The organism is Pseudarthrobacter sp. S9 (assembly GCF_050156545.1).
Taxonomy (GTDB): domain Bacteria; phylum Actinomycetota; class Actinomycetes; order Actinomycetales; family Micrococcaceae; genus Arthrobacter.
The window spans coordinates 123,013-147,291 of sequence record NZ_CP189576.1 but is presented as its reverse complement, the minus strand read 5'-3'; the positions used below and the strand labels follow the sequence as shown (position 1 = coordinate 147,291).

17 protein-coding genes, 1 tRNA gene and 1 pseudogene are annotated in these 24,279 nt (G+C 65.3%); 15 read left to right on the top strand and 4 right to left on the bottom strand.

Annotation, left to right across the window (positions count from 1 at the left end; genetic code table 11):
* Positions 1-2: 2 nt before the first annotated feature.
* From trpC to pyk, 7 genes are all read left to right on the top strand, one after another.
* Positions 3-821: an indole-3-glycerol phosphate synthase TrpC gene (trpC, locus tag ACQCSY_RS00720; protein ID WP_427132347.1), complete on the top strand. Its 819-nt coding sequence runs from the start codon at positions 3-5 to the stop codon at positions 819-821.
* 126 nt (positions 822-947) lie between these two features.
* The gene (trpB, locus tag ACQCSY_RS00715; protein ID WP_427132345.1) at positions 948-2,288 is read left to right on the top strand and encodes a tryptophan synthase subunit beta; all 1,341 of its coding nucleotides are present in this window, start codon (positions 948-950) and stop codon (positions 2,286-2,288) included.
* Entirely contained in the window at positions 2,285-3,124 is an 840-nt protein-coding gene (gene trpA, locus ACQCSY_RS00710) for a tryptophan synthase subunit alpha (protein WP_427132343.1), read from the top strand. Before trpB ends, trpA begins: the two co-directional genes overlap by 4 nt.
* A 3-nt stretch (positions 3,125-3,127) precedes the next feature.
* Positions 3,128-4,441, top strand: coding sequence for a prolipoprotein diacylglyceryl transferase (gene lgt, locus ACQCSY_RS00705; protein ID WP_427132341.1), 1,314 nt, complete (start codon positions 3,128-3,130; stop codon positions 4,439-4,441).
* 264 nt (positions 4,442-4,705) lie between these two features.
* Entirely contained in the window at positions 4,706-9,322 is a 4,617-nt protein-coding gene (gene gltB / locus ACQCSY_RS00700; protein WP_427132339.1) for a glutamate synthase large subunit, read from the top strand.
* Positions 9,315-10,772, top strand: coding sequence for a glutamate synthase subunit beta (locus tag ACQCSY_RS00695; protein WP_427132338.1), 1,458 nt, complete (start codon positions 9,315-9,317; stop codon positions 10,770-10,772). Before gltB ends, ACQCSY_RS00695 begins: the two co-directional genes overlap by 8 nt.
* An 86-nt stretch (positions 10,773-10,858) precedes the next feature.
* Positions 10,859-12,340: a pyruvate kinase gene (gene pyk / locus ACQCSY_RS00690; RefSeq protein WP_427132336.1), complete on the top strand. Its 1,482-nt coding sequence runs from the start codon at positions 10,859-10,861 to the stop codon at positions 12,338-12,340.
* Positions 12,341-12,467: 127 nt separating this feature from the next.
* Here the strand turns inward: pyk and ACQCSY_RS00685 are convergent, their stop codons facing one another.
* Positions 12,468-13,073, bottom strand: coding sequence for an ANTAR domain-containing response regulator (locus tag ACQCSY_RS00685; protein ID WP_427132334.1), 606 nt, complete (start codon positions 13,071-13,073; stop codon positions 12,468-12,470).
* Between the two features lie 205 nt (positions 13,074-13,278).
* Here ACQCSY_RS00685 and ACQCSY_RS00680 point away from each other — a divergent pair.
* Positions 13,279-13,360, top strand: a tRNA-Leu gene (locus tag ACQCSY_RS00680).
* Positions 13,361-15,343: 1,983 nt separating this feature from the next.
* Here ACQCSY_RS00680 and ACQCSY_RS00675 read toward each other — a convergent pair.
* From ACQCSY_RS00675 to ACQCSY_RS00665, 3 genes are read right to left on the bottom strand one after another with little or no spacing between them, the layout of a single operon-like run.
* Positions 15,344-15,931 carry a TMEM175 family protein gene (locus ACQCSY_RS00675; RefSeq protein WP_427132332.1) on the bottom strand — a complete coding sequence of 196 codons (588 nt, stop codon included), beginning with the start codon at positions 15,929-15,931 and terminating at the stop codon, positions 15,344-15,346.
* Positions 15,932-15,961: 30 nt separating this feature from the next.
* Entirely contained in the window at positions 15,962-17,677 is a 1,716-nt protein-coding gene (locus ACQCSY_RS00670) for an ATP-dependent DNA ligase (RefSeq protein WP_427132330.1), read from the bottom strand.
* A gap of 25 nt (positions 17,678-17,702) precedes the next feature.
* Entirely contained in the window at positions 17,703-17,837 is a 135-nt protein-coding gene (locus ACQCSY_RS00665; protein WP_427132328.1) for a hypothetical protein, read from the bottom strand.
* A gap of 44 nt (positions 17,838-17,881) precedes the next feature.
* Here ACQCSY_RS00665 and ACQCSY_RS00660 point away from each other — a divergent pair, with 44 nt between their 5' ends.
* The 7 genes and pseudogenes from ACQCSY_RS00660 (at position 17,882) to ACQCSY_RS00630 (ending at position 24,022) form a co-directional block, all read left to right on the top strand.
* Positions 17,882-18,145 (top strand): hypothetical protein, encoded by a 264-nt coding sequence (locus tag ACQCSY_RS00660; protein WP_427132327.1) that lies wholly within the window; start codon positions 17,882-17,884, stop codon positions 18,143-18,145.
* 831 nt (positions 18,146-18,976) lie between these two features.
* Entirely contained in the window at positions 18,977-19,246 is a 270-nt protein-coding gene (locus tag ACQCSY_RS00655; RefSeq protein ID WP_427132325.1) for a transcriptional regulator, read from the top strand.
* 26 nt (positions 19,247-19,272) lie between these two features.
* Positions 19,273-20,115 (top strand): alpha/beta fold hydrolase, encoded by an 843-nt coding sequence (locus ACQCSY_RS00650; RefSeq protein WP_427132323.1) that lies wholly within the window; start codon positions 19,273-19,275, stop codon positions 20,113-20,115.
* Between the two features lie 15 nt (positions 20,116-20,130).
* The gene (locus ACQCSY_RS00645; protein WP_427132321.1) at positions 20,131-20,424 is read left to right on the top strand and encodes a transposase; all 294 of its coding nucleotides are present in this window, start codon (positions 20,131-20,133) and stop codon (positions 20,422-20,424) included.
* A 17-nt stretch (positions 20,425-20,441) separates the two neighbouring features.
* Positions 20,442-21,338 (top strand): IS3 family transposase, encoded by an 897-nt coding sequence (locus ACQCSY_RS00640; protein WP_354248658.1) that lies wholly within the window; start codon positions 20,442-20,444, stop codon positions 21,336-21,338.
* A gap of 884 nt (positions 21,339-22,222) precedes the next feature.
* Positions 22,223-22,546, top strand: a pseudogene (locus ACQCSY_RS00635) (DUF4236 domain-containing protein); the annotation flags it as partial.
* A 345-nt stretch (positions 22,547-22,891) separates the two neighbouring features.
* The gene (locus ACQCSY_RS00630) at positions 22,892-24,022 is read left to right on the top strand and encodes an HIRAN domain-containing protein (RefSeq protein ID WP_427136022.1); all 1,131 of its coding nucleotides are present in this window, start codon (positions 22,892-22,894) and stop codon (positions 24,020-24,022) included.
* Positions 24,023-24,279 lie beyond the last annotated feature (257 nt).

Here is a 24,279-nt window from a genome sequence, read left to right as displayed (position 1 = left end):
GGGTGACTGTTCTCGACGACATCAATGCAGGTGTCAGGGAGGATATGGAGGCCCGCCAGCGCCTCGTCACGCTCGCCGAACTGAAGGAGCGCGCCGCAGCGGCGGCGCCCCCGCGCGATGCCTGGGCGGCCCTCGGGGGCGCCTCGGCCGCGCGGGACCAGCTGAAGGTGATCGCCGAAATCAAGCGCCGCAGCCCCTCGAAGGGGCAGCTCGCGAGCATTGCGGATCCCGCATCCCTCGCCGTGCAGTACGCCGACGGCGGGGCGGCCGTGATCAGCGTCCTGACCGAACAGCGCCGCTTCAACGGTTCGCTGGCCGACCTCGATGCCGTCCGGGCAGCCGTGGACATCCCGCTGCTGCGCAAGGACTTCATGCTCGACGAGTACCAGATCTGGGAAGCCCGGGCCCACGGCGCGGACCTCATCCTGCTGATCGTGGCCTCCCTTTCCGACGCCCAGCTGCGCGAGTTCACGGCCCTCAGCCGCGAGCTCGGCATGAATGTGCTCGTGGAGACCCACACAGCGGAGGAAATCGAGCGCGCTGTCGCCGCCGAAGCGCGGATCGTCGGCGTCAATGTGCGCAACCTCAAGACGCTCGGCGTCGACCGCTCGGTCTTCGCGGAGCTCGCCGCCGGTATTCCGGCAGGCGCGCTCGTCGTCGCGGAGTCGGGCGTGCGGGATGTCGAGGACGTCAGGCATTACGCGGCCGACGGCGCCAACGCGATCCTGGTGGGCGAGGCGCTGGTCAGCGATTCGACGCCCCGCGAGCGGATCGCCGAATTCATGGCCGCCGGGGCAGCAGAAATCTCCGCACGCGCCTGAGGCCTGCCGGTCCGGGCCCGCCGCCCGGGTCGGGAGCGGTACCGGACCCGCACGGGAGCTTCGGAAAATTAGCGGATCTACGTAACAGATCTTCATAGCTAGCAGTGGAACAGGATGGTGAGACTGATGGTCGATGCGCCAGCAGCCGGCTCAGACGAAAGCGCCGTGGACGCGTTTCTGCAAGGTGGACAGTCCTTGCGGCACGCCCCGGGACCCTACTTCGGCTCCTACGGCGGCCGGTGGATGCCCGAGTCGCTGATCGCGGCCCTGGACGAGCTTGAGGACACCTTCGAGAAGGCCAAGGCCGATCCCGAATTTGTCGCGCAGATCGCCGATCTGAACAAGAACTACTCCGGCCGGCCCTCGCTGCTGACTGAGGCCAAGCGCTTCGCCGAGCACGCCGGGGGTGTGCGGGTCTTCCTCAAGCGGGAGGACCTCAATCACACCGGTTCGCACAAGATCAACAACGTGCTGGGCCAGGCGCTGCTCGCCAAGCGGATGGGCAAGACCCGGGTCATCGCCGAAACCGGCGCCGGCCAGCACGGCGTTGCCAGCGCCACGGCCGCCGCCCTGCTGGGCCTGGAGTGCGTCGTGTACATGGGTGCCGAGGACTGCCGCCGGCAGGCCCTCAACGTGGCCCGGATGGAGCTCCTCGGAGCCACCGTCATTCCCGTGACCAACGGCTCCCAGACGCTCAAGGATGCCATCAACGAGGCCCTCCGCGACTGGGTCGCCAATGTGGACAACACCCACTACCTCCTGGGCACCGCCGCCGGGGCCCACCCGTTCCCGGCCATGGTCCGGTACTTCCACGAAGTCATCGGCGAGGAGGCCCGTGCCCAGATCCTGGAACAGGCGGGCAGGCTGCCGGACGCCGTCTGCGCCTGCATCGGCGGCGGGTCCAACGCGATCGGCATCTTCCACGGCTTCCTGGATGATCCTTCGGTGAAGATCTATGGCTTCGAGGCCGGCGGCGAAGGCGTCGAAACCGGACGCCACGCCGCCACCATCACCCTCGGCAAGCCCGGTGTGCTGCACGGCGCCCGCTCCTACCTCATGCAGGACGACGACGGCCAGACGATCGAGTCGCACTCGATTTCGGCAGGCCTGGACTACCCCGGGGTCGGCCCCGAGCACTCCTACCTCGCCGACATCGGGCGGGTCAGCTACGAGCCCATCACCGACGGCGAAGCGATGGAGGCCTTCCGCCTGCTCTGCCGTACCGAGGGCATCATCCCGGCGATCGAGTCCGCGCACGCCCTCGCCGGCGCCATCAAGGTGGGCCAGCGGCTCGCCGCCGAGGGTACCGCCGCAGGCCAGGCCGCAGGCAAAACTTCAGACAAGATCGTGCTCGTGAACCTGTCCGGCCGGGGTGACAAGGACGTGGCCACCGCCGCGGAGTGGTTCAACCTGCTGGATGAGGATTCACCCGAAGCCGAGATCGCCAAAGAGGGGGAACAGCTGTGAGCACCGCTGAATCGAACAGCTTCCAGAGCACGGCCCGCCACGCCGCCAGCAAGTCGGCAGCGGCCATCGACCGCGCCAAGGCCCGGGGCAGGGCGGCCCTGATCGGCTACCTGCCCGCAGGCTACCCGAGCGTTGAAGACACGATCGCCGCCGGCATCGCGCTGGCCGAGAACGGTGCCGACCTGATCGAGATCGGCATCCCGTATTCCGATCCCGTCATGGACGGCCAGGTCATCCAAGCCGCCACCACAGAGGCCCTCGCTAGCGGCTTCCACGTCCGCCAGGTCTTCGACGTCGTGCGCGGCATCACGAGCAAGACTGACGCCGCCGTCCTGGTCATGACCTACTGGAACCCCGTCGTCCGGATGGGCGTGGACGAGTTCTCCCGCCGCCTGGCCGAGGCCGGGGGAGCGGGGCTGATCACCCCGGACCTGATCCCCGATGAAGCCTCGGAATGGATGGCGGCCTCGGACAAATACGGGCTGGACCGGGTGTTCCTCGTGGCGCCGTCGTCCTCCCCGGAGCGGATGCGCCGGACCGTCGAGGCGAGCCGCGGCTTCGTCTACGCCGTCTCCATCATGGGCGTAACCGGCGCGCGCGCCTCCGTCAGCTCCGCGGCCAAGGACGTTGTGGCAGCCGCGCATGCCGCCGGCGCCGAGCGCGTCTGCGTGGGCCTCGGGGTTTCCAACGCGGAGCACGTCCGCGAGATCGCCGCCTATGCGGACGGCGTGATTGTCGGCACCGCCCTCGTCGCGGCCATCCGCGACGGCGGCGTGGATGCTGTAGCCTCCTTGACGAAAGACCTCAGCACCGGCCTTACCAAGGAAGAAGCGTAAGCAATGCAGTCAGTCCTCCACGCGGCGGCGATGATTCCCGCGAGCATTCCGAGCCCGAACTGGTCCGGATTCGACATCCCGCTGCCGTGGGGGTCACTGCGCATCCACGCCTACGCCCTGTGCATCCTGGCCGGCATCATCGTCGGGCTCTGGCTCACGTCCGTCCGCTGGGCGCGGCGCGGCGCACCGGAGGGCAGCGTCTGGGACATCGCCATCTGGGCCATTCCCTTCGGCATCATCGGCGGCCGCCTCTACCATGTCGTGTCCTCGCCGGACGCCTACTTCGGCCCCGGGTTCAACGGCACGGGTGACCTGTCCCTGATCCCGCAGATCCAGCGCGGCGGCCTCGGAATCTGGGGCGCCGTCGTGCTGGGCGCCTTCGGCGCCTGGATCGGCTGCCGCCGCGCCGGGGTCAAGTTGGGCGCCTTCCTGGACGCCGCGGCCCCGGGACTGCTGCTGGCCCAGGCGATCGGCCGGTGGGGCAACTACTTCAACCAGGAGCTCTTCGGCGGCCCCACCACGCTTCCGTGGGGGCTGCAGATCGACCCCAACAGCCCCAACTTCCCGGTCGGCGTGCCGGCAGACACCCTCTTCCACCCCACGTTCCTCTACGAGTCGCTCTGGAACCTGGTGGGCGTCGTCATCCTGCTGGCCCTGGACCGCAAGTTCAACTTCCGCCGCAGCCGCCTGTTCTGGCTCTACGCCATCTACTACACGCTGGGCCGCGTCTGGATCGAGGCCATTCGGATCGACGACGCCGAACAGATCAGCCTTTTCGGCATCACCACCCGGCTCAACGTCTGGACCAGCATCTTCGTCCTCGTGGCGGCCCTGATCGCCTTTATCGTCCTCGGGCTGCGTAAGCGGGAGGAACCGGACACCGTGTACCTGCCCGGCCATGAACCAACGGCTGACGTCGCCGGCACCGACGACGCCGACAAGGCCGACGCCGAAAACACCGCCAGCGACAAGGCCGACGTCGAAAAGGCCGACGCCGACACTGACGCGGACGAGAAGGACGCCTCCATGGCCGAGGCGGGCACCGCCGCCGACGAAGACACCGCCGCCGACACCAAGGAACGGGCCACCGTTCCGGCCGACGCCGGGACGTTCCGCCATGCGGACTCCGCTGTCTCAGATAGTGAATCCCGTGATAATGTCCGGAATAACCAAAGCGGTCCAGGCCACGCTTCCGCGCCAGCTGAAGCGTCAAAGGAATCCACCGGCGGAGACAAGCCCGCCACCAGAGCACCGGGGGCCGGAGTGTCCGGCCACCAGGCCATCGGATCCGCACCGGAGGCTGACGGCACCAAGTAGGTCAGCGCCGGCACACGGGCTGCAGAGTCACCACTCGCAGGGCCCGTTTCCACAGCGTCGTGGCAGCAGGGCATGTTACTGGCAGCAGACAGCTGCCGTCAGTGCAAGCCCGGGCCGGTGGCCCGCGTAACTGTTAGTACAGCAGGCCGGGCTGGCCTACAATTCCAGTTAGTAAAACACTCTGTTGCGCCCGTCACACCGGCGCGCCGAGTGGGGCCAGTGTTGTCCCTCCCATACGCACGATCAGGAGGAAGGACGTCTCCCATGACCCAAACTCTTCACAGCCCCAGCTGGTCCGAGCCGGACCGGCCAGCGGCCGCCATGTCTCCGTTCAAGCGCTTCGCGGCGATGCCGGCCGCGGCCGGGCTCTACAACCCGGAGAATGAGAAGGACGCCTGCGGCCTGGCCATCATCGCCACCCTGCGCGGCGAGCCGGGCTACGACATCGTCGAGGCGGCCCTGACGGCCCTCCGCAACCTTGAGCACCGCGGCGCCGTGGGCGCCGACGAAGGAACCGGCGACGGCGCCGGCCTCCTCATGCAGGTGCCGGACGAGTTCTTCCGCGCAGTCACCGACTTCGAACTCCCCGCCCCCGGCCAGTACGTGGTCGGCACCGCGTTCCTCCCGGCCGAGCAGCGCGAAGCCGACGCCGCCAGGGCCGGCATCGAAGGACTCGCCGCCGACGAGGGCCTGACCGTCCTCGGCTGGCGCGACGTCCCCATCGTGGCGGACCTCGTCGGAGCCATGGCCCGGGCCTGCATGCCGCACTTCTCCCAGCCGTTCTTCGCCTCCAGCACGGGGGAGACCCTCGAGCGCAACGAGCTCGATTCCCGCGCCTGGCGGATCCGCAAGCGCGCCCAGAACAAGTTCGGCGTCTACTTCCCCTCGCTGTCCTCGCGGACCATCGTCTACAAGGGCATGCTGACCACGGCACAGCTGGAGCCGTTCTACCCCGACCTGTCGGACAAGCGCTTCAAGACCAAGCTCGCGATCGTCCACTCGCGGTTCTCCACCAACACGTTCCCGTCCTGGCCGCTGGCCCAGCCCTTCAGGACCATCGCGCACAACGGCGAAATCAACACCGTCAAGGGCAACCGCAACTGGATGCGTGCCCGGCAGTCACAGCTGGCCAACCCGCTGCTTGGGGATTCGCCGGAAGAGCTGTACCCGATCTGCACCCCGGGCGCCTCGGACTCGGCGTCGTTCGATGAGGTGGCGGAGTTGCTGTGGCTCTCCGGCCGCCCCATCACGCACTCGATCATGATGATGATCCCGGAGGCGTGGGAGAACCACGCCACCATGGACCCGGCCCGCCGCGCGTTCTACGAATACCACTCCATGCTGATGGAGCCGTGGGACGGCCCCGCGGCTGTCTCCTTCACGGACGGCAACCTGGTCGGCGCCACGCTGGACCGCAACGGCCTGCGCCCCGGACGGTACTGGATCACCGAGGACGGGCTCATCGTCTTCGCCTCCGAGGTCGGCGTGATCGACGTCGAACCTTCCAAGGTGGTCAAGAAGGGCCGGGTTTCGCCGGGCAAGATGTTCCTCGTGGACACCGAGGCCGGCCGGATCATCGACGACGCCGAGGTCAAGGCCGAGGTCGCGGCAGCCAACCCCTGGGCCGAGTGGGTCAAGGACAACCTGATCGACCTCAACGACCTGCCGGAACGCGAACACGTGGTGCACACCGCGGCGTCCGTGAACATCCGCCAGCGCACCTTCGGCTACACCACCGAGGAGCTGAAGATCCTGCTGGGCCCGATGGCCCGGGCCGGGGCCGAACCGCTCGGCGCCATGGGATCGGACACCCCCGTGGCCGTCCTGTCCAAGCGCCCGCGGCTGCTCTTTGACTACTTCGTGCAATCCTTCGCACAGGTCACCAATCCGCCGCTGGACGCCATCCGGGAAGAACTGGTCACCTCGCTCAAGGGCGCGATCGGTCCCAACGGCAACCTTCTTGACCTCAACCGGGTCCGCCAGCCGCAGGTGTCGCTGCCGTTCCCGGTGATCAACAACGACCAGCTGGCCAAGATCGCCAACATCGAGAACGCTGCCGGCGACAAGGTCGCCATGAAAGTCCGCGGCCTGTACCGTCCCGAAGGCGGGGAGCACGCCCTCCGCGCCCGGCTGACGGAAATCTGTGAGCAGGTCTCCGGCGCGATCAACCGCGGCGTCCAGTACATCGTGCTCTCGGACCGAGACTCGAATGCCCAGTGGGCCCCGATCCCGTCCCTGCTGCTCGTCAGCGCCGTGCACCACCACCTGCTGCGCAGCGCCAACCGCACCAAGACCGCCCTCGTCGTCGAGGCCGGCGACGTCCGCGAGACGCACCACGTCGCCGTCCTGATCGGCTACGGCGCCTCCGCCGTGAACCCGTACCTGGCCATGGAATCCGTGGAACAGCTCATCAGCACCGGCGACGTCGTGGGCGTCACGCCCGAAGACGGCGTCTACAACCTGATCAAGGGCCTCGGCAAGGGCGTCCTGAAGATCATGTCCAAGATGGGCATCTCCACCGTGGCCTCCTACACGGGCGCCCAGACCTTCGAAGCGCTCGGCCTCGGCCAGGAGCTCGTGGACGAGTTCTTCTCCGGCACGCACTCCCAGCTCGGCGGCGTCGGACTCGATGTCATCGCGGCGGAAGTCTCCGCACGCCACCAGATGGCGTACCCGGAAGGCGGCATCGAACTGCCGCACCAGCCGCTGCTGGGCGGCGGCGAGTACCAGTGGCGCCGCGACGGCGAACCCCACCTGTTCAACCCCGAGACCGTGTTCCGGCTGCAGCACGCCACGCGTGAGCGCCGCTACGACATCTTCAAGTCCTACACCCGCGGCGTGGACGACCAGTCCGAAAACCTCATGACCCTGCGCGGGCTGCTGAAGTTCAAGTCCGGGCTGCGCCCCGCCGTGCCGCTGGAGGAAGTGGAGTCCGTCTCCAGCATCGTCAAGCGTTTCTCCACCGGCGCGATGAGCTACGGCTCCATCTCGAAGGAAGCGCACGAGACCCTGGCGATCGCCATGAACCGGCTGGGCGGCAAGTCCAACACCGGTGAAGGCGGCGAGGACGTGGACCGGCTGCTGGATCCCGAGCGCCGCTCCGCGGTGAAGCAGATCGCGTCCGGCCGCTTCGGTGTCACGAGCCTGTACCTGAGCAACGCCGACGACATCCAGATCAAGATGGCGCAGGGTGCCAAGCCCGGCGAAGGCGGCCAGCTGATGGCGCAGAAGGTCTACCCGTGGGTGGCCCGGACGCGGCACTCGACGCCCGGCGTCGGGCTCATTTCCCCGCCCCCGCACCACGACATCTACTCGATCGAGGACCTCGCGCAGCTGATCTACGACGCCAAGCGGGCCAATCCGTCGGCCCGGGTGCACGTCAAGCTCGTCTCCGAGGTGGGGATCGGCACGGTTGCCGCCGGCGTCACGAAGGCCAAGGCCGACGTCGTCCTGGTTTCCGGGCACGACGGCGGCACCGGCGCCTCGCCGCTGAACTCGCTCAAGCACGCCGGCGTCCCGTGGGAACTCGGCCTCGCCGAGACCCAGCAGACGCTCATGCTCAACGGCCTGCGGGACCGTGTGGTGGTGCAGGTGGACGGCCAGCTCAAGACCGGCCGCGACGTCGTCATCGCCGCGCTGCTGGGCGGCGAGGAGTTCGGTTTCGCGACGGCCCCGCTGGTGGTCTCCGGCTGCATCATGATGCGCGTCTGCCACCTCGACACCTGCCCGGTCGGAGTCGCGACGCAGAACCCCGAGCTGCGGTCCCGCTTCAACGGCAAGCCCGAGTTCGTGGTCAACTTCTTCGAATTCCTTGCCGAGGAGGTCCGCGAGATCCTGGCGGAACTGGGCTTCCGCAGCATCGAGGAAGCGATCGGCCACGCCGAGATGCTCGACTCCCGCGAGGCGATCAACCACTGGAAGGCCGAAGGGCTGGACCTGGACCCGATCCTGCACGGCCTCGAGTTCGACGACGACGCCCCGCTGCGCAACCTCACCGGCCAGAACCACGAGCTGGACAAGCACTTCGACCAGCGCCTGATCGCCATGGCCGCCGAGGCCCTGAGCGACCGCACGCCGGTGAAGATCGCCGTCGATGTCATCAACACGGACCGCTCCGTGGGCACCATGCTGGGCCATGTGGTCACCAAGACCTTCAGCACGGACCTGCTGGCCACGGACACGATCGACATCACGCTGACCGGCACGGCCGGCCAGTCGCTGGGTGCCTTCCTGCCGGCCGGCATCACGCTGCGCATGTTCGGCGACTCCAACGACTACGTCGGCAAGGGGCTCTCCGGCGGGCGGATCATCGTCCGTCCGGACCGGACCAACGTCTTCCCGGCCGAGCGCAACGTGATCGCCGGGAACGTGATCGGCTACGGCGCCACGAGCGGCGAACTGTTCCTGCGCGGCCAGGTGGGCGAACGCTTCCTGGTCCGCAACTCCGGCGCGACCGCGGTGGTCGAGGGAATCGGCGACCACGGCTGCGAGTACATGACCGGCGGCCAGACGCTCATCATCGGCCGCACCGGCCGCAACTTCGGTGCCGGCATGTCCGGCGGTACGGCCTATGTGCTGGACCTGCAGACCGAACGCGTGAACAAGCAGGCCCTGGAGTCCGGCGAGCTGCAGCTGCGCGAGCTCGACGCCGAAGACCGCGACATCGTCCACGGGCTGCTCGTCAAGCATGCCGAGGAGACCGAGTCGCTCCTCGCGGCACGGCTGCTCGAGAACTTCGACGACACCGCAGCCCGCATTACCAAGGTGCTGCCGCGCGACTACGCGGCCGTCCTGCAAACCCGCCTTGACGCCATTGAAGAGGGCCTGGACCCCGACGGCGAAGAAGTTTGGTCTCGAATCCTGGAGGTGACCGGTGGCTGACCCACGCGGATTTCTGAAAGTACGCCAGCGTGAAACACAACCACGCCGCCCCGTTCCGGTCCGCATCATGGACTGGAAGGAAGTCTACGAGGCCCAGGAAAAGGGTGTCCTGAAGAGCCAGGCCGGCCGTTGCATGGACTGCGGCGTGCCGTTCTGCCACCAGGGCTGCCCGCTGGGAAACCTCATTCCGGAATGGAATGACCTCATCTGGCGGGACAAGGGCGAGGAAGCGATGGAGCGGCTGCACGCCACCAACAACTTCCCCGAATTCACCGGCCGCCTGTGCCCGGCCCCCTGCGAGGCGTCCTGCGTGCTGGGCATCAACCAGCCCGCCGTGACCATCAAGCAGGTCGAGGTCTCGATCGTGGACCAGGCGTTCGACAACGGCTGGGTCACCCCGCTGCCGCCGGCCCGACTCACCGGCAAGACGGTCGCCGTCGTCGGCTCCGGCCCGGCCGGGCTCGCCGTCGCGCAGCAGCTGACCCGCGTGGGCCACACCGTCGCCGTGTACGAGCGCGACGACAAGATCGGCGGCCTCCTGCGCTACGGAATCCCCGACTTCAAGATGGAAAAAGAGCACGTGGACCGCCGGCTGGAGCAGATGAAGGCCGAAGGCACCCGCTTCCGGACCGGCGTCGCCGTCGGTGCGGACGTGACCTGGGAGCAGCTGCGCCGCCGGTACGACGCCGTCGTGGTCGCCACGGGCGCTACCGTCCCGCGTGACCTGCCGATCACGGGCCGTGAACTCGAGGGCGTCCACTTCGCCATGGACTACCTTGTGCCGGCCAACCGGGTCGTGGCGGGGGAGACCGTGGAGAACCAGATCAACGCCGCCGGCAAGCACGTGGTGATCCTCGGCGGCGGCGACACCGGAGCGGACTGCCTCGGCACCGCGCACCGGCACCAAGCGGCCTCCGTGACCACCCTGGCCATCGGCAAGCAGCCTCCCGTGGAGCGAGCCGGCCACCAGCCCTGGCCCACGTTCCCCACGCTGTTCGAGGTTGCCAGCGCCCACGAGGAAGGCGGCGAACGCACCTACCTCGCCTCCACCGTGGAGTTCGTCGGCGAGAACGGCAAGTTGACCGGCGTCAAGGTCGCCGAGACCGAATTCGTGGACGGCAGGCGTCTTCCGAAGGCCGGCACGGAGCGGATCATCCCCGCGGACCTCGTCTTCCTGTCGCTGGGCTTCACCGGCGCCGAGCCTGCCGGGATCACCGAGCAGGTCAGCGCCGAATTCGACGGCCGCGGCAACGTGGCCCGCGACGGCTACTACATGACCAAGACGGAGGGGATCTTCGTTGCCGGAGACGCCGGCCGTGGCCAGTCGCTCATCGTCTGGGCCATCGCCGAGGGGCGCGCCTGCGCCGCCGCGGTGGACAAGTTCCTGATGGGTAGCACCATCCTCCCGGCTCCCGTGGCTCCCACCGACCGGGCGATGGCCGTACTGTAGTCGTTCAGGACAAGTCCCTGCGGTCCTTGTTCAGGCTCATTCCCGCTACAACTTAATCCATGCAAGAGACTACATAGGGTAGGTACATGAGACGCGCTAAAATAGTGGCCACGTTCGGACCGGCAATCGCGAGCTATGACAACACGCTCGCCGTGCTGGAAGCAGGCGTCGACGTGGCGCGGATGAACATGAGCCACGGCGACTACGCCGTGCACGACAACACGTACGTGAACGTCCGCAAGGCAGCAGGGCAGCTCGGCAAGGCCGTGGCCATCATGGCCGACCTGCAGGGTCCCAAGATCCGCCTCGGCCGCTTCGTTGACGGCCCGCACCTCCTCTCCGTCGGTGACACCTTCACCATCACCACCGAGGACGTTCCGGGCACCAAGGACATCTGCTCGACGACGCTCAAGAGCCTGACGGACGACGTCAACGTCGGCGACGCGCTGCTGATCGACGACGGCAAGGTCGGCCTGCGCGCCATCGAGGTCGACGACGTCAAGGTCGTCACCCGCGTGACAGTCGGCGGCATGGTCTCCAACAACAAGGGCATCAACCTGCCCGGTGTTGCGGTCAACGTTCCGGCATTGAGCGAAAAGGACGAGGACGATCTCCGCTGGGCCATGCGCCGCGGCGTGGACATGGTCGCCCTCTCCTTCGTCCGCGATGCCTCGGACATCACGCGCGTGCACGAGATCATGGACGAGGAAGGCCGCCGCGTGCCGGTGATCGCCAAGATCGAAAAGCCGCAGGCCGTGGACCAGCTCCACGAGATCATCGACGCCTTCGACGCCATCATGGTGGCCCGCGGCGATCTCGGCGTGGAACTTCCGCTCGAGGAAGTGCCGATCGTCCAGAAGCGCGCCATCGAACTGGCCCGCCGCTGGGCGAAGCCGGTCATCGTGGCCACCCAGGTGCTCGAGTCCATGATCGACAACCCGCGTCCGACGCGCGCCGAGGCCTCCGACTGCGCCAACGCCGTGCTCGACGGCGCCGACGCCGTCATGCTCTCCGGCGAGACCAGTGTCGGCAAGTACCCGATCGAGACCGTCAAGGTCATGGCCCGGATCATCGAGTCCACCGAGGTCCACGGCCTGGAGCGCGTCCCGCCGCTGGGCACGAAGCCCAGGACCCGCGGCGGCGCCATCACCCGTGCCGCCGTCGAAATTGCCGATCAGCTGGATGCGAAGTACATCTGTGCCTTCACCCAGTCCGGTGACTCCGCCCGCCGCCTGTCGCGCCTGCGTCCGATCAAGCCGGTTTTCGCCTTCACCCCGGTGGAGCACGTCTGGAACCAGCTCGCCCTGACCTGGGGCATCCAGCCGGTACTTGTCCCGATGGTGGGCCACACCGACGAGATGACCGCCCAGGTTGACCGCAGCCTGCTGGAACTGGGCCTCGTGGAGGACGGTGACCTCGTGGTGATCGCCGCCGGTTCCCCTCCCGGCAGAGCCGGTTCGACTAACTCCCTGAAGGTTCACAAGGTGGGGGACCTGGCTGACACCGGCCGCATTGGCGAGACCGCCGCCATCAAGGAAAAAGTCGGACCCTGGCCCGAGAAGGCCTAGCAACGGTCCGGCGTTAGCCGCATTTTCCAGAATAAAGGGAGGGTCCCCGCCATTGGCGGAGACCCTCCCTTTTTGTCGTCTTTTCGGCGGCCGGACCGGGCCGGCGCCGTTTAGGGCGCAGCGGCCGCTAGTTGACCTGGTTGATGATGGTCTCGGCGACCTCGCGCATGCTGAGGCGGCGGTCCATGGACGTCTTCTGGATCCAGCGGAAGGCCTCGGGCTCGGTCAGGCCCATCTTGGTGGTCAGGAGGCTCTTGGCGCGCTCCACGAGCTTGCGGGTGGCGAACTGTTCCTGCAGGTCGGTGACTTCGCTCTCCAGGGCCTTGATTTCCTCGTGGCGGGACAGCGCGATCTCGAGAGCGGGGATGAGGTCCGCCGGGGTGAAGGGCTTGACCACGTAGGCCATGGCGCCGGCGTCGCGGGCACGCTCCACGAGTTCCTTCTGGCTGAAGGCGGTGAGCAGGACCACCGGCGCGATACGGGCCTTGACGATCTTCTCGGCGGCGGAGATGCCGTCCATGACGGGCATCTTGACGTCCATGAGGACCAGGTCCGGCCTGAGTTCCTCGGCGAGCTGCACGGCCTTTTCGCCGTTGTCCGCCTCGCCGACGACGTCGTAGCCTTCGCCCCGCAGGATCTCGATGATGTCAAGGCGGATGAGGGTCTCATCCTCGGCGACGACAACGCGGCGCGCCGGCTGGGAAGTGGGGTTTGACTCCGTCTGTTCTGACACGGGAACTCCTTGGAAAGGTACGGCGGGACTAGACCATCATAGGTTTTGTCCGCTGGTGTACTTGGACCGGTTTGGTTCGATGCGGCGTCACTGGCGCGATTCTGGAATTCAGCCTATCTGCATGTAGAGTAATTTCGCGCACTGGAAGCGATCGCGTTGCTCACAGCACCGTGGCTCCGCGAATGTTACTTCCGGTGTAATCCGCGCCCGAGTGGCGGAATTGGCAGACGCGCCGCACTCAAAATGCGGTATCGAAAGGTGTGTGGGTTCGAGTCCCACCTCGGGCACGTGTTTTCCCGCGTCAGGGGAAATTTTGCGTTAATGTGTGGACATTTACCCTCCGCGGGTCCCTCTGACACTGCCGCGGACTGTGCCTGGCTCCGCGGTGACCTATTCGGTTATGTGGGTGGCGGGTTCAGGGTCCTGGCTCGTGGGCCCTCCGCCTGCTGGGGATGTGGGGTAATCGGGGCGTCCTCTCGAATCGCTGTGGTGGCAGTTGGTCGTTCACCTATTCATGGGCAGGGGTTGTACTGACGGCATGACTAGGACGAGTTCCCTTCGCCATATTTCTTCGTTGTTGGAGTCTGTTGGGCCGCCCCGCCTAACGCCGCGGCATCCGTTTGTCCAGCCAAAGGTGTGTGGACAGTGTCCACACCATCTATCACAGACTCCCTGGCTCATCGAAGGGCTCCCCGTCTGGCTGATTTGCGCTGATAAGACTTCATGCACTTTCGCCCCAGCAACGACATGATTACCACGAACTACACCGGCGCGCCACGCAATTCGCAAAGCTAGGCTGCTGATCGATGGACCCGTTGTCGACCGGAAGCGGTGCGCTGTTGGCCAAGGTCCGGTCCAATTTGCTGCATCGGCTGGTTTCAGGGCTGCGTTGCTGACCTATCCCGTGCGGAGCATACGCAGGAGTGGAATTCCGACCCGGGCGGGTGGGATGCGGCGGTGTGGGACTGGCTCCGGAACGGCCCGCCGCCGTCGGCCGCCGTGTCCATATGACTGTGGGCTTATGACGCTTCGAGCCCCCAGGGCCGGAAGGCCCGGTCCTTGTCCTGATGTCACCGAATGGCTTGCTTGGTTGGGGGACGGGTATCCCAATATTCTCACTCAGGACCGGGATCACCGATAAGAACCCTAGTGCGTATCCGGTTAGCTCAGGTTGTGTCAGCGACACTCAAAAGAGAGCCCCAAACAGACCTGTTCGTCGCCGAACCCTTCCTGGTACTCCAAAATAGTCCGCGATTAGCTCAAGTCCGAGCGTGCACCCAGCCAACCTGAGCAGACCGGATACCCACTAGAACCCTTTCGGCAACGGGAGGGTGGCAGGAGGAGAGGGCCGGATCTGCCGCACGGTCGGCACCTCAACTCATTCGGCAACTATTTAGTCAGATAGCCCCGTCCCCTGATCCTCGCCGGGCTCGGAGCGAGCAAGGCTACAATCCGCATGGACAGGCTGGCAGACAAATGGGAGGGCGACGCACACGTCGCCCTCCCATTGTGTACACATCAGTCAGTACAAAGAACGATAGGTTCTAATCGTTTGCGCTTTGAACGTGGCAATCATATCCTCGCCTCATCCACTGCCTGTTGCTTGACCCCTATGACGAAGTCTCGCACGTGGGGTGCAGCCCTGCCATGGATCGGTGGGCTTCTCGTAATTCAGTTTCTGCAGTTGCCAGCAACTGCTCCCCGGTAGTCGGAACTGAATTTCTCAGTCCAACTTCCCGGGAGCAGTTTTGCGTGCCGGGGCTTTCTACTGCCGGGGCGGTAGAGCCGCATGCTCTAGTGGCCTCAGCAGCGCCCGTGCTGCACCGACAAGGGGGACATGATGTCAAACGACTTCAAGGACAGACCGGCCCGCGATGCTGACGGCAGTGAAATTCTCTTCTTGAGCAGCAGCGACACCGTCTACGACGACCCGGTATTTCAGCCAGGAGACAAGTCGAATTCACCGTTGACTATCCCCGCCTGCCGGGTACAGAAAATATTGCGGCGGCCGGGGATGCAGCAACAGTCGTCGGGATCAACCCCACGAAGGAACCAAACTATTCGCTCCGCTTGGATTCACAGCCCGATGCAAATGGCCCATCATGGCCTCCAGGCGTTCCTTGGCACCTGAAGGCAGCGGAGTGCGCGGCCAACAAACAACGAGAACTGTCCTGATCCGGAACACCGGAGAGCTTCAGCGGGTCTGATGGGACAGGCAGCCGGCTACTCAAACATCTTCAGGTACCGGACTATGGGCAGCCCCGCGCGGGTCAGTCCCGGTGAGCCCGGGTGACGAAGTGCTCAACCCGGCGGTCAGGAATGAGCCAGATCAGGGCCACGATGGTGTAGACCGCAACCCCAAGCAGGGGCTGGACTGCGCTCAGCCCAAGGCCTGCGAGGTAAATCAGTGGCGACGTTTTGCCTTTCCAGTCCCGGCCAATTGCCTGTGCGAGGGGGCCATCCGGGCCCTGTTGGCGGATCAGTGCCCGTTCCAGGATGAAGTAGGCCAACGCGGCGCACAGCAAGTTGATCCCATAAGTCAGCACCGGGATCTGCACGAAGCCGGACTCATCCATCCAGCGGGTGGTGAACGGGATTAGCGAAAGCCAGAACAACAAGTGCAGATTGGCCCAGAGGATCGCGCCGTTGACCCTGCTTGCCAGATGGATCATGTGGTGGTGATTGTTCCAGTAAATTCCGACGTAGACGAAGCTGAGCAGGTAACTGAGGAACGTGGGCAGGACGGACCCCAAACCACGCCAGGTCGGTTCGTCCGGCACATGGAGCTCCAGCACCATGATTGTGATGATGATGGCGAGCACACCATCACTGAACGCCTCCAGACGGTTCTTGTTCACCGGCTTCCCTCCATCAAAGCAACATCCTAATCAAGGATCCTCAGCCAGGGCCCGGAGAGCTCGGCACGTGACGATCGTCGGCTCATCAAGTCCTTCGCCGCTGCTAGGATCTGAAGCTCGTGGACGCGCCTGCACGGAAAACGCTAAACCGTCAATTTTACGGGAGTGGGGCGTCTCTTCCCGAATCTGGCTCCGCCGGCGCGGGCGATACCTTTCTGCCCGTGGAGTAGGGAGCAGAGCGCGCAACGTCTGGATGGTGTCGGCCTCCGCGGCCGTCTTGTCGTCACGGTAGCGTTTGACGCGTGCGAACCGAAGGGCGATTCCACCCGGATAGCGGGGAGAGTGCTGGACGCCGTCGATGGCGATCTCGACCACGGTGACCGGCTCGGTCCACACCGTACCCGCCGTACGCCGCACCTCCAACTCCTGGAACCTTTCAGTCTGCCATTGCAGCAGCGCGTCGGTGAGGCCCTTGAAAGTCTTGCCCACCATCACGTAACCGCCGGGTTCGCCGAACTCGCCAACAGGGTCCAGGGCTCCGAGGTGCAGGTTCGAGAGCAGCCCGGTGCGCCGTCCTGACCCCCATTCGCAAGCGAGCACCACCAGGTCGTAGGTGAGCACCGGCTTCACCTTGATCCAGTTCGAACCCCGCCGCCCGGCGGCGTAGGCCGAGCCCACCGCCTTCGCGACCACACCCTCATGGCCGGCGGCCAGCGCATCGCGCGACACTTTCTCGGCAACAGCCGCATCCGCAGTGATTTTCCCCGGGATGCGGTGACCGGGGGCGATGCGCTCGAGCACGGCGATGCGTGTGGACAGCGGCTCGTCGAGCAGGTCGCGCCCGTCGATGTGCAGCACGTCGAAAAACCACGGATGCAGCAGCGTGGTGCGCGCCGCGTTCGCCCCGAACCGGGACATGGTCTCCTGGAACGGCCGGGGCCCGCCGTCCTCGTCGAGGGCTAGGGTCTCGCCGTCGAGGATCACATTGCGCACGGGCAGTCCGCGCACCACCTCCACCACCTCAGGCAGCCGATGGGTTACTTCGGCCAGAGTGCGGGTGTAGATGCGCACGTCATCGCCGGCACGGTGCACCTGGATGCGTGCGCCGTCGAGCTTGTATTCCACCGACGCTTCCCCCGTCGCCTCCAGCGCCTCGCCGGCACTGGCCGCGGTTGCGGCGAGCATGGGCTGCACCGGACGCCCGACGACGAGGCCGACCGCGTCAAGCTGAGCCGCGGTGCCCGTGATCGCCAGCAGGGCGGTCCCGCCGAGATCGCCGGAGAGCATCGCTGCGCGGCGTACGGCCTCGACCGGCCGGCCGGCGGCGCGGGCAACCGCATCCGTCAGTACGCCTTGGAGTGCACCGGTACGAAGTTCTCCGAGCAGCACGCCAGCGATGAAGGCCTGCTCTCGTTCGGTGGCTTCCGCCATCAGAGAACGAAGGGTGGCGGCGCGTTCCACGGTCGAGCCAGCGCCTGCGGCTGCCAGCAGCCGATCCAACGCAACGTCGAGGTGGGCGATAGTGAGATTCGGCTCAGGAGCGGGCTCGCCCCTGGCCGCCCTCATGCTGCTCCAGCCGATCCCGACTCGGCCCTGGCGAGGCTTGGCGGTGAGCAAGCCGACCGCCGTCGGGATGTCCGCGGGGTCGAGCCGGAGCAGCAGGCCTGCCAGTTTGTTGACCTTGGCGAGCCGGGAGCGGGTGGCCGCGACGGCTTCCGAGGTCCTCACGAGCTCGTCGAGCAGCATGGCACCATTCTGTCACGGCCGCTGGCTATGGACAGCGATAGGTGAACCCGATCGGTCCTGAGTCGTCGTGGCCGGTGATGACGGTGATCCCGCAGGCGTACTGACCGACGGTGCTGCGGAACAGTCCGGGATCGATGCTGCGAGTGTCGGTTGTCGTCATGTCGAGGGCGATCCTTCTAGCTGAGGCGGGTTCCGGTAGCTGTCATGGCAGTCCGTCGACACGGCGATCCGGGGGTCGATCCCGTACTGCGCGGGCGCATCGAGGTGATCCCGGAGGGTGGTGCCTTCGTAGTCGTGGTGGAAGAGCCCGCGTTCCTGCAACAGGGGGACGACCTCGTCGACGAAGGTGTCGATGCCGTCTTCGTTGATATCGATGGAGACCCAGAACCCGTCGCAGGCGCCCGCTTCGAACCATTCCTGATGTGGTCCGCGGTGACCGAGGCGGGGCCGACGGGGGTGGGGTGGTAGTCGATGACGCCGTGGGCGAGAATGTCTCGGATCGTCCATCCCTCGCGGGCGACTTCAAGGGCGCGCACGGAGCGCGGATCGAAGGGGCTGGGGCTTGCAGCAGTCAGCTGAGCGGGCGTCAGCGGTTCACCGAGCTGACTTACGTCAAGGGTCAGGTTCAGCATCGATCCCAGGTAGGGGACGCGTGCCGGGGCGGTGAGTTCACCCAGGGAAGCCGAACTTGGGCGTGACGCGCTTACCGATCACGTTTTGGAAAGTGTTTCATCCTATCGAGCGATTCCCAAAGCACATGAAGCCCTACGCAACCTCAGGCTAAGGCGTATCTGGACAGCAAACTATGACCGTGTCCTAGACGACTGTTTTGCCCGGGATGCATTTGTCATTGTGCACGACAACGACTACGGGCGCAGCCGAGGAAGGCCGCATAGCACGATCATCACTAAGCTTCATGGCTCGGGACTGACCACAATGGCCTTGTGCATTGGCAGTGAACTCCAGTAATCACCCGCACGGACTACGAAGCGTATTCATCCGAGCACGCAATTATGTGGGCGGACCTGACGGCACTATTAGGCAGGTCCATGCCGCCAGGGCTGCGGCGCCTGCCGCACTACGCGCTCATGCGCTCCGAGAGCGGACATCCGAACGAACGATTCGCTGAGCTACGGTCACGCGACTTGGCACGAGCAGGTATTAACGTCGTGACAATCGAGGACCATGACGAAATCCCCGAAGTACTCGAAGACCTTGTTGCCCTTCGAACCGGCACCCTGCGAACAAATCTGGGTTGCGTCTTGACGACCCCGCCCGAGCCACCTAGCATGCAACCAAATGGTTGTAGATGTTGAGCTCTCTGACGCTGCGGTCGACCGCCTGTTCCGGGCCCTCGCCGACGCCTCCCGCCGCGACATCGTGCGCCGCCCCCTCGCCGGTGAGGTCTCGGTGTCCGAACTCGCCACCGCCTACGACATGTCGTGGGCCGCAGTACAGAAGCACGTCGCTGTATTAGGAGGGGCCGAGCTGGTGACCAATTTGTACGAACAGATCTGGCGGGGGCGGGTTCAGCGACTCGATGCCCTCTTTGCCGAAGAAGACAACTGACCATCACCATCCACAAGGAGACGAACGTGACTACCACAACGCACACTCTCGAGCTCGCTGACGTTGATCTCGTTTACGACGTCCACGGGCCGGTGCCGTCCGCCGACGGCAAGCCGATCCTCGTCATGATCGGCCAGCCGATGACGGCAGACGGATTCGCCGACCTGGCCGTGCAGTTTCCCGATCGGACCGTGGTCACCTATGACCCGCGCGGTCTCGGCCGAAGCGTCGTGCGTCGCGACGGTCGCACCGACCAGCGGCCCGAGGACCAGGCGGCCGACCTCCACGCATTGGTCGAGCATCTTGGTGCGGGCAAGGTCGACGTCTTTGGCAGTAGCGGCGGCGCTGTCGCCGGCCTGACATGGGTCGCGACCCACCCGGACGACGTGCACACGCTGGTGGCGCACGAGCCGCCTTCGACCTGGGCACTCTCCCATGACGCCGACGAAGCTGATCGGGCCTTCGGCAACGTCCGACAGGCCTACCAGAGCGGCGGGTTCGGACCTGGCATGGCGCAATTCATCGCCCTGACCATGTGGCCCGGCGAGTTTACCAGTGAGTACTTCGCGCAGACGCCGGCCGACCCGGCCATGTTCGGATTGCCCGCCCAGGACGACGGCAGCCGAGATGACCCGTTGCTGTCCGAGCGCAGCCTGTCGGTCACGCGATACGCGTACGACCTCGACGCCGTTAAGGCGTCTCCCGCTCGGGTGGTGTTGGGCGTCGGCGAAGAAACCGGCAACACCATCACGGCGCGGACCACACATGCCGTCGCCGATCGCCTCGGCACGCCGCCGGTAGTGTTTCCCAGCCACCACGGTGGCTTCGTCGGTGGTGCGGCCGTATGGTTTTGTGAGACAGCTTGTTAGGAGCCCTTCTTCACAATGACCGACCGTAAGATGTATAGCCAGAAGTACAAGGACGACGCCGTGGAGCTCGTGATTTCCTCGGGCCGTCCGATCGCCCAGGTCGCGCCGGATATCGGCGTGAACGAGGGCACTCTGGGGACCTGGGTGCGCAAATACCGTGAGGACCATCCCGATCGGTTCCTCACCGAGGAGAAGGCAGCCGTGCCGTGGGAAGAGCACCAGAAAGCGCTGGCCGAGAACGCGAAGCTGAAGCAGGAAATTGAGTTCCTGGGAAAAGTCAGCGCCTTCTTTGCAGCGAAGCAACGGTAGAGGATTTCTACGAGTTCATCGAAGCAGAGAAGGCGAACCATCCCGTCGCCTGGCTATGCCGGACCCTGAAGGTCTCCCGGGCCTCGTTCTACCGGTGGCGCAACCCTGCGGGCCCGTCCCCGCGGGCCGTGCGGCACCAGACGCTGGTGGAAGCTGTGGCCGGAAAGTTCAACGACGCCAAGGGCAAGGCCGGCAGGGACCAGCTGACCCGGATGCTCAACGCGGACGGGATCAGCGTTTCCCAACCCACCGTCGGGGCCATCATGCGCGAGCAGGGCCTGCGCGCCGTACGGACTCGGGCGTGGAAGAAGACCACCGAGCAGGACCCGCAGGCGAAGACCGCCCATATCGGGAACCACATGCTCGACGAGAACGGCAAGCGGGACTTCTCCTCCGAGGTGCCCGGCACGCGGCTGTGCGGGGACATCACGTACCTGAAGACCGGCGAGGGCTGGCTGTATCTGGCCACCGTGATCGATCTGTGCACCGGCATGGTCATCGGCTGGAACATGGACCGCCACATGCGCACCGAACTGTGCACCGGGGCGCTGGCCATGGCCCGCGATCACGGCTACCTGCACGCGGACGGGGCGGTGTTCCATTCAGACCGCGGCACCCAGTACACCTCTGCCGAATTCCAGGGCTGGTGCGCCGGGAACAACGTCACCCAGTCCATGGGCAAGGTCGGCGTGTGCTGGGACAACGCCGTCGCCGAAAATTTCTTCTCGCATCTGAAGACCGAGTTCTACCACCACCACAGCTTCACCAGCCGGCTCGCCGCCCGCACCTCGGTCATGGACTATATCGAGTCCTGGTACAACCGCAAACGGCCCAACGCCCGAGCAGGCCACCGACCGCCGGCGGCAGCCCTCACAGCCCACCAGATCCGCGACCAGGAATCCCTGGCAGCGTAACCGAAATAAAACGATGAAACTGTCTCAGAAACTTGACGTGCGCATGGCGGCCCCGAGAACCCCTACGCCGGCAAGCCCGTCGAGTTCGGCGCCACCCTGCGCACTGTCCTCGATTCCCTCTCTCGCTAACCACCACCACCGACGAAAGTTGTCGCCGACTTCCCAGTGTTGCTATAGCTTCTGTGGGACACCTGCATCGACGCGCGCCAGATCGAGAAGTTCTGGGGGCCGCCGGGCTGGCCAGCCACTCTTACCGGCACGACGCCTTCCCCTGCGGACGGTCGACGTATTCCATGACAGGAACGATTGAGCCTGTGGCGTCTGACCTCGTGTCGTTTCGAGGAGAGCCCCCTTCCTTCCTTCCTTCCTTCCTTCCTTCCACGGTGAAATGGCGATGCCAATCGTCTCTATTTCCACAGTCCCACTCCTGGCCGGGGCCACCGGGACACGGGGCATAGGGCTGCGTCGAATGTTTGCCTCCGGCGTCTCAGCCACACGTAACTTCGGCCCAGCGGGCTTTCAAGATGGCCAAAAGAAGGGTGTGCACAGTGTGCACACCCTTGCCTTCGGACTGGGTCGTGTTATGTCTCGGGACCCGGCCATACCGGGTTCGGACTGGGCCGGATTCGGCATGTTTTCAAGACTTCCCAGTGTTTCCGGGGCTGGAGTCCGGTTCGAGTCCCACCTTGGGCACAGGTGTTTCCGCAGGTCAGAGGCGTTTTTCTCTGAAATTGGTGCTTTTTCGTGTGCACAATGTGCACACTGAGCCTCTGACCTGGTTCTCCGGGGGTGTGTGGGTTCCCGGAGGCCCGTTTCGGTTGTGGGGGAGCAGGCTCAGCCCGGCGGGCCGTGTCCTGCCGGGACTGGCCGGTTGACTGGGCTGAATGCGGATGAGGCAATTGCCCGTCTTAGTATTTCGTGTCCTCGGGACGGTCGATGAGACCGTCTTTTCGGTGTTCGTTCGGATGCATCCCCATTCACGAATTCCGAGGCATAGAATCTCCCTTATGGGGGGACGAGTGCTCCCTCGTGATTGCTTACTTTGGGGGTGCGAGTTGGGGTTCCGTTACCGCAAGTCGAAGAGTTTCGGGCCTGTGAGGATCACGGCGTCGAAGCGCGGGGTGAGTGCGAGCATTGGGGCAGGCCCGTTCCGGGTTACGAAGGCTACGACAGGCCGCACGACGAGCACAGTGAGGATCCCTGGAACGGGCGTGTCGTACGTGAGTACCAGTCCTGGCCGCCGGTCGACACAGAGGCCTGCCGCCCGGGCGTCCCGACCGACCCGCCCGCAGGTTGCGCATCAGACCATCAGCGACGAGACATGGCGGGAGCTCCTCGCTACCGATGAGACAGCCGCGGCGTCGAAGTTCCAGCGTAACTTCGTTCGCGCGTCCGTCGCACGTGCAACGGGCAAGCGGCCTAGTCTGATGCACCTAACCTTGGGGCAGGCGGCGCGCGTCCTGGAGTGTGTAGGTCAGAGCCCGGCTAAGCTGAACGCCGGCGGCCGCGGCGTGCCGGGGCTGGAGAAGGCTGGGACACTTGCCCAGTGGACCATGTTCGGGGTGCTGGTGCTGATTGTGACGGTATCCTCGCCCATCGGGTTCTTGCTGGCCGCAGGGATTGTCGGGCTGATGTTTCTGTTGCGGAAGCGGCGCCGTGACCGGCAGGCGTGGGAGGATGCGACCTGGGTCGGGAGTCCAGTCAGCGGCGTCCCAGGACTCGCAGTTCCTGATGTCCATATTGAGGCACCGGCGAATCACGCCGCCCCAAGGCGGGCCGCTCTTGAGGGGCAGGCACCAATTTTGCCTGCCACTCCGCATGTTTCTTCAAGCGGGCCGCTCTATCTGGTGTCGCTCGGACGTTCGGAATGGCCGAACGTCGAAGTCGTGGGCGAGCACGCGTACAGTCATGCGATCAGAGCCGCGCTCCGCGCCAGTAAAGCGCCGATCGCTCTAAGGAGCGACAGTGAAACTGAAGGCCTTCAGGTGGAACTCGTGGCCGAGCCTGATAATCCGTATGACATGAATGCCATCAGCGTTCGGTGGAGGAATCAGGTCCTCGGCTATCTCAGTCGTGAAGACGCGATCCGCTACGCGCAACCTATCAGGAGAATTATTGCGAGTGGGTACACTGCAGCTACGATCGCTCGCATCTGGGCATACGACGGTGGCGATCGGCTCCAAGCCCGAGTCACCGTCGCCCTGCCTGAGCCGGGGTTGATCGCGCCGCTGAACGAGGCCCCGACGGGCGTCACCACTCTTGTGCCGTGGGGATCGGCAATTCAAGTCCTCAAGGAAGAGAACCACTTCGACGTCCTTTTCAACCACGTTCCACCGGAAGGGGTCGGCCTCCTGCTAGTCAGTCTTCACAAGGCGATCCGCATTCTTAAGAACGGTGTTGAGCGTCCATTTGTCGAAGTCCGGCTCGAAGGCGAACGGGTCGGCGAGCTCAGCAACATCACCTCTGCACATCTGCTGCCGCTTCTCGAGCACACCGAGACTGTCGGGGAAACCGCTATCGCGTACGCAAAAATCGCCGGTTCTGCCCTCGCTGCCCAGCTCGTTCTGCACGCGGCCAAGGCCACCGAGATCAGCAACGACTGGCTATCCGCCGGGCCATACCTTGCCCCAAAGCTCCTCCCGTGGGCCACGGGATATGACGTCCCACCCGCCTACGCTACATAGGAGACACTCCGGATAGAACGGATCAACAGAAGTGGCCCGTGGGTGAGCCAGCATTCGAGGGGCTGACTCTTGGGAATCGCAGGCTACCAAAGCCAACTACGCGCGTGCATACAGATGTTCCCCGGGAGTCGGAACTGAATTTCCCGGCGCAATTTCCGGGGATCAGTTCGTCCACATTTTTGACGGGCCTCTGGCTGTGCACAGATATTCTCTTACAGGCCCGTCGGGAGCATTTTAATTTTGTTCGCCGTCGAAGA

Bases quoted from the DNA above. Each gene is read 5' to 3' on its own strand.
- trpB (WP_427132345.1), top strand. From the start codon at position 948: ATGGTCGATGCGCCAGCAGCCGGCTCAGACGAAAGCGCCGTGGACGCG.
- lgt (WP_427132341.1), top strand. From the start codon at position 3,128: ATGCAGTCAGTCCTCCACGCGGCGGCGATGATTCCCGCGAGCATTCCG.
- gltB (WP_427132339.1), top strand. From the start codon at position 4,706: ATGACCCAAACTCTTCACAGCCCCAGCTGGTCCGAGCCGGACCGGCCA.
- pyk (WP_427132336.1), top strand. From the start codon at position 10,859: ATGAGACGCGCTAAAATAGTGGCCACGTTCGGACCGGCAATCGCGAGC.
- ACQCSY_RS00670 (WP_427132330.1), bottom strand. From the start codon at position 17,677: ATGCTGCTCGACGAGCTCGTGAGGACCTCGGAAGCCGTCGCGGCCACC.
- ACQCSY_RS00665 (WP_427132328.1), bottom strand. From the start codon at position 17,837: ATGACGACAACCGACACTCGCAGCATCGATCCCGGACTGTTCCGCAGC.
- ACQCSY_RS00660 (WP_427132327.1), top strand. From the start codon at position 17,882: ATGGCAGTCCGTCGACACGGCGATCCGGGGGTCGATCCCGTACTGCGC.
- ACQCSY_RS00655 (WP_427132325.1), top strand. From the start codon at position 18,977: ATGGTTGTAGATGTTGAGCTCTCTGACGCTGCGGTCGACCGCCTGTTC.
- ACQCSY_RS00645 (WP_427132321.1), top strand. From the start codon at position 20,131: ATGACCGACCGTAAGATGTATAGCCAGAAGTACAAGGACGACGCCGTG.
- ACQCSY_RS00630 (WP_427136022.1), top strand. From the start codon at position 22,892: ATGTTCGGGGTGCTGGTGCTGATTGTGACGGTATCCTCGCCCATCGGG.